The organism is Xanthomonas sp. SHU 308 (assembly GCF_000364645.1).
Classification (GTDB): domain Bacteria; phylum Pseudomonadota; class Gammaproteobacteria; order Xanthomonadales; family Xanthomonadaceae; genus Xanthomonas_A; species Xanthomonas_A sontii.
Genome location: NZ_AQOK01000296.1, coordinates 1 through 5,360, shown reverse-complemented (window position 1 = coordinate 5,360; position 5,360 = coordinate 1). Strand labels below are relative to the sequence as shown.

At 68.9% G+C, this 5,360-nt stretch carries 4 protein-coding genes; 1 reads left to right on the top strand and 3 read right to left on the bottom strand.

Annotated elements, in window-relative coordinates:
- Both D588_RS28510 and D588_RS0110640 read right to left on the bottom strand, forming a co-directional pair.
- Positions 1 to 309: pyridoxamine 5'-phosphate oxidase family protein (locus tag D588_RS28510; protein ID WP_043084354.1), on the bottom strand; the 309-nt coding region annotated here is incomplete at its 3' end.
- A 30-nt stretch (positions 310 to 339) separates the two neighbouring features.
- On the bottom strand, positions 340 to 999 hold the full coding sequence (locus D588_RS0110640; RefSeq protein WP_026143581.1) for a glutathione S-transferase: 660 nt from the start codon (positions 997 to 999) through the stop codon (positions 340 to 342).
- A 126-nt stretch (positions 1,000 to 1,125) separates the two neighbouring features.
- Between D588_RS0110640 and D588_RS0110635 the strand changes: the two genes are divergently transcribed.
- On the top strand, positions 1,126 to 2,106 hold the full coding sequence (locus D588_RS0110635; protein WP_017914511.1) for a LysR family transcriptional regulator: 981 nt from the start codon (positions 1,126 to 1,128) through the stop codon (positions 2,104 to 2,106).
- Between the two features lie 26 nt (positions 2,107 to 2,132).
- Here D588_RS0110635 and D588_RS0110630 read toward each other — a convergent pair whose 3' ends face one another.
- Positions 2,133 to 5,132 carry a TonB-dependent receptor plug domain-containing protein gene (locus D588_RS0110630; protein WP_017915953.1) on the bottom strand — a complete coding sequence of 1,000 codons (3,000 nt, stop codon included), beginning with the start codon at positions 5,130 to 5,132 and terminating at the stop codon, positions 2,133 to 2,135.
- Positions 5,133 to 5,360 lie beyond the last annotated feature (228 nt).

Sequence of the window (5,360 nt, the reverse complement as noted above, 5' to 3'; positions counted from 1 at the left end):
TGGGTCGCCGGGCAGGGGCGGCGCGGCGATGCGCAGCGTGCGCGGGTCCGGTGTGCTCAGGAAGCCGGGCTGGCCCACGCGCAGCGTCGCCCACGGCTGCCCGTGCGCGTCGCTGCCGGCGAGTACGAACAGCGGCAGTTGCGCAAAGAAGTCCCGATGCTGTTCGGGCATGCAGCGGCGGATGCTGCGCCGCCCGGCCGCCGCCGCGACTGCGCTGGCCCCGGCCCGCTGCTGGACGGCAAGTTCGCCGGGGTGGAACGGCGAGGTCTCCAGATCCCAGCCGGCGACGCCAGCGGTCGGCGCGTTCATCGCGGTCTGCGTGCCGTCGGCCGGCAGCGCTCAGCCGGCCGACGCGCCGGGCGGCAGCGCCGGCAAGGCGACGAATCCCGGCAAGGCTTCGATCCGGGCAAGCCACGCCCGCACTTGCGGGTAAGGTTCGAGCGCGATTCCGCCTTCTGGCGCATGCGCGATGTAGGTGTAGCCGGCGATGTCGGCGATGGTCGGTTGCGCGCCGGCGGCGAACGGCGTGTCGGTCAATTCCTGGTCGATCGCATCGAGCAACCGGGTCGCCGTACGCCTGGCCGCCGCCAGGTCGAGCGGCATCCCGAATGCGGTCGCCAGCCGCGCCGCGGCGGGCCCGTAGGCGATCGGCCCGGCCGCGTACGACAACCAGCGCTGCACGGTCGCTGCGCCGAGCGGCTCGTCCGGCAGCCACTGCGGATGGCCGTAGCGTTTGGCCAGATAGACCAGGATCGCGTTGGAATCGGCGAGCACCCTGCCGCTGTCGTCGATCACCGGTATCTGTCCGAGCGGATTCAGCGCCAGGAACGCCGGTTGCCGTTGCGCGCCGGCGGCGAGATCCACATCGATGGTCTCGAACGGCAGTCCGAGCAGCGACAGGAACAGGCGCACCCGGTGCGCGTGTCCGGACAGGGGCGCGGAATAGACCCGGATCGGAGCGCCGGGACGATCGGTGCCGCGAGGACTGAGGGTGGACATGGAACGGCTCCGCAATCGTGCATCGCCGGGGATCGGCGACGATCGGCTGCAGCCTAGCGCTGGCCGCGGCCGGCAAGAAGACGGACAATGCGAGAAACATTATCCTTTCCAGAAGGACAATCGGGCATGGCCGACCTGCGCGACGTCAACCTGAATCGTCTGGCGATCTTCGTCGCAGTGGTCGAGGCCGGCTCGCTGACTGCCGCGGCCGAGCGGCTCGGCCTGGCCAAGACGGTGGTCAGCACGCACATGCAGCGCCTGGAATCGGAGGTCGGCGCGAACCTGCTGGTGCGCACGACGCGACGGCTGAGCGTGACCGACGCCGGACGCGGGTTCTACGAGGCGTGCCGCGACATCGTGCGCGCGGCCGAGCATGCGCTGCAGACGGTGTCTCCCGACGCCGGCCCGTTGCGTGGCGCGCTGCGGGTCAGCGTGCCGGTCGACTACGGCGCGCAGGTGGTGGCCCCGGCGGTGGTCGCTTTGCGCGACAGGCACCCCCGCCTCGATGTCGAACTGGTCGCGAACGATCGCATCGTCGATCTGGTCGCCGACAATCTCGATGTGGCGATCCGCATCGGCCGTCTCGCCGATTCGACCTACCGCGCGGTACGGCTCGGCAGCTATGCGGTGTGGCCGGTCGCCAGCCCGCAGTTCGTCGCGCGCCACGGGCTGCCGCGCGACCCGGCGGCGCTGGCTGCGCTCCCCTTCGTGCTGCTGTCCAGCATTGCCCGTCCGCGCACCCTGGAGCTGGTCAATGCGCGCGGCGACAGCGTCGCGGTGCGCTGCGTGCCGCACTTCGTCGCCAATACCGCGACCGGCTGCCGCGCGATCGTGCTGGCCGGTGGCGCGTTCGGCCTGCTGACGGATTTCTCCACCGCCGCCGACGTCGCCGCCGGCCGGCTGGTGCGTCTGTTGCCGGCGTGGCGTTCGGCATCGTTCGGCATCCATGCGGTATACCCGCCGACGCGGCTGCCATCGCCGAAGGTGCGCGCCTTCATCGATGCGATGAAGGCGCGGATCGCATCGATGCGCACCGAAGCGGAGGGCGGCACGGCGGCCGTTGCCGGTGCGGCGCCTGCACGTGCGCGGCGACGGCCAGCGCGCTGATCGCGCGCCGGTCGCCGTGCCGCCGATCAATAGTCGTAGCTGACGCTCAACCGCAGCGACCGCGGCGCCTGGCGCAGCAGTGCCGCACCGTACACCGGATCCGGATTGCCGGGTCCCGTCTCCGAGTACGGATACTTCCACAGCGTGGCCTGGCCGTTGAAGACGTTGAACACGTCCAGGGTGAAGGCCAGTTTGCGGTCGGCGTAGGCCGGCCGCCACGACACGCCGAGATCCAGTTGCTGCAGCCACGGCAGGCGGCCCTGGCTGCCTGGAGGCGCCGGCTGGCCCTGGTAGTAGTGATAGGCGATGCCGTAGCCGGAGGGGTCGCTGTGGTCGGGGCCGTAGGAGCCCAGCGCACTGAACGGCGAACCGGAGATCAACTTGAGGTTCGCCGACACCAGCCATGCGGGGTTGAGCTGGTAGTAGCCGTAGAACTTGAACTGATGGGTGTGGTCGTTGCTCTGCGGGCCGTTGGTGTGCTCCATCAGCTGCGCGAAGTCCCAGGCCTGGGTGGTGGACACCGCGGTCTGGCCGATGCCCGACAGCAACTGGCCCTCGGTGGTGCCGTAGCTGCGCGACCAGGTGTAGTCGAGGCGGCCGTACCAGCGCTGGTCGAACGGATGCTCCAGCGACAGGTTGAGCCCGTAGTAGTTGCGCTTGAATTCCGGGAAGCCGAACTGCGCGTTGCTCAGCGGCACCTTGACGTAGTTGCCCGAGGTGTCGACCAGGGTAAAGGTGTTGGCCCGGCCAGGGTTGATCAGCCAGCAGCTGACCGGATTGCTGGCCAGGGTCACCGTATGCCCTTGCGCCGCGGCGGCGTCGAACACGGTATCGCTGTCGCAGTAGTCGTCCACGCCGCTGCGCAGGACGCGGTAGGTGCCCTTGGCGCCGTAGACCCAGTTGTCGCCCCAGGCCTTGGTGAAGCCGAGGATGAACTCGTCCTGGAACGAGGGCTTGATGCCTTGCGTGGCGACGGTCTTGGGATCGGGCGGGATGCCGTAGTAGTTGTTGGACGAGACCGCCCCGGAGATCTGGGTCAGGCCGGTCGGATAGCCGTTGGCGTCGATGCCGCCGTAGGTATAGTAGGTCGAAGTGGCCAGGGTGGCGCCGGCGGCGTTGAACGCCGGGTTCAGCGGCAGCGCCAGGTAGTAGCGGCCGGCGTTGCCGTACACCTTGAAGCGCGCATCGCCGTCGACGTCCCAGCTGAAGCCCAGCCGTGGCGCCCATTGCCCGCTGGTCTGCTTGATGTACGGCGCGCCGTCGCGGTTGTAGTTGGTGAACTGGTCCAGGCGCAGGCCGAGGTTGAGCAGCAGCCGGTCGTTGACCTGCCAGTTGTCCTCCACGTACTGTGCGCGCTGCGCCGAGCGCACCGAGGCCAGCGCGCTGTAGATGTACTTGCGCACGTAGTAGCCGTCCTGGCCGTTTGGGTAGCCGCCGGTGGCCGGAACGCCGAGCCTGGTGCTGATCGGCACGTTGGGATTGGCCTGGCCGTAGATCCAGTAGTAGCCGTCGCCGGAGGCCACCGAACCGCGGTTGAGCGCACGCGCGTTCTGGTTGTCGATGCCGATGGTGATGCTGTGCGCGCCGATGGCGTAGTTGAGATCCAGGCGCAGGTTGTCGGTGCGGTTGCCGCGCGCGGGATCGACCAGCAGCGAGGTGGTCTGCGCATTGGTGATCGGGGTGCCGCCGGTGTAGGCCGGGTTCTGGAAGCTGGTGCTGGAAAGATAGGTCAGCGCGCCGTTGTAGCTGGGGTTGCGGCTGTAGTCGTCGGTGCGTTGCTGGCCGTACAGCGCGCTGAAGGTCAGGCGGTCGGTGAGGTAGCCGGTGTACTTGGCGCTCCACAAGTCGCCGCCGGTCTTGGTGGTGTCGGCATCGTTGCGCAGGGCGCCGATATCGCGGCCGCTGTACAGGTAGTACTTGCCACGGGTGACATAGCGGCTGGAGGCCCCGGTGATTTCCAGCAACTGGCTGTCGCTGATGTTCCAGTCGAGCTTGGCGTACCAACTCGGCCGGCGGTACTGGTAGTCGTAGTAGTACTCGCCTGGCGTGGTCTCGCGCGCGCCGTAGAACCTGTCGCCGTCCTGGCGCTGCAATTCGTAGGCGCCGAAGAAGAACAGCTTGTCCTGGATCAGCGGGCCGCCCGCGTAGACGCTCTGGGCGCTGAGCGTGGAACCGCTTTTGCTGTCCGGCCGGTAAAGGCTGCCGTCGCCAGGCGAGTAGACGTCCTTCTGCGATGAGCGCAGCCCGTCCGGCTCCCAGGTCGCCTGGCCGCCGAAATGCCATTCGTTGCTGCCGCGCTTGCCCACGGCGTTGATCACGCCGCCGTCGGAGCGGCCGTACTTGGCGCTGTAGCCGCCGGTGTAGACCTCCAACTGGTCGATGCTGCCGTAGGGCAGGGTCAGTCCGCCCAGTCCGCGCAGCGGGTCGGTGGTATTGAAGCCATTGATGTAATAGGCGTTCTCCGCGGCCGAAGAGCCGCCGAAGCTGAGCAATTGCGCCCCGGTCGGGCCGATGTAGGTACCGCTGCCGCTGTTGCCGGCCACGCCGGGCGCCAGTTGCGCGATGGCCTCGGCCGAGCGGCCCAGCGGCAGGCGCTGCAACTGTTCGGCATTGATCACGGTACGCGAATCCACGCTGCTCACGTCGATCGCGGCGGCGGCGCGGTCGGCGCTGACCTGGACGCCGGCCAGGCTGGTGGTGGCGGGGCTGAAGGAGACGTCGGTGACGGCACCGACGGTGAGGCTGATGCCGTCGCGGCTGCCCAGCACGCTGCCGTCGGCGCCCTTGGCGATGATGGTGTAGGTGCCCAGCGGCAACTGGCCGATGTTGTAGCGGCCGCGCGCATCCACGGCGACCTCGCGGCTGAGGCCGCTGTCGCTGCGGACCAGAATGCGCTGGGTATCGGCGGGCGCCTGACCGGCGACGGCACCGGTGGTGGACTGGGCCTGGGCCGGCGGGAGGGCGAGGGCGGCACTCAGGGCCAGGGCGAGCAGGGCGGGCCTGCGGAGGGAGCGATGGTTGTGCATGCGGAAGGCGACTCGGGTGGTGGGGGCGGGGGGCCGCCGCGCCGACTCGAATCCGCCCGTCCTGGATGATGCGGTATGCGCGGTAACGTTCCCCCGCTCCATTAACCTTAATGGGACGCCATCACAGAAATGCCGCGTCGTTATGTCGGCGGCACCAATGGTTATGTCGGCCGTTGGACGTTGTGGGCGACCGGACCCTCACCCCAACCCCTCTCCCGGTGGGAGAGG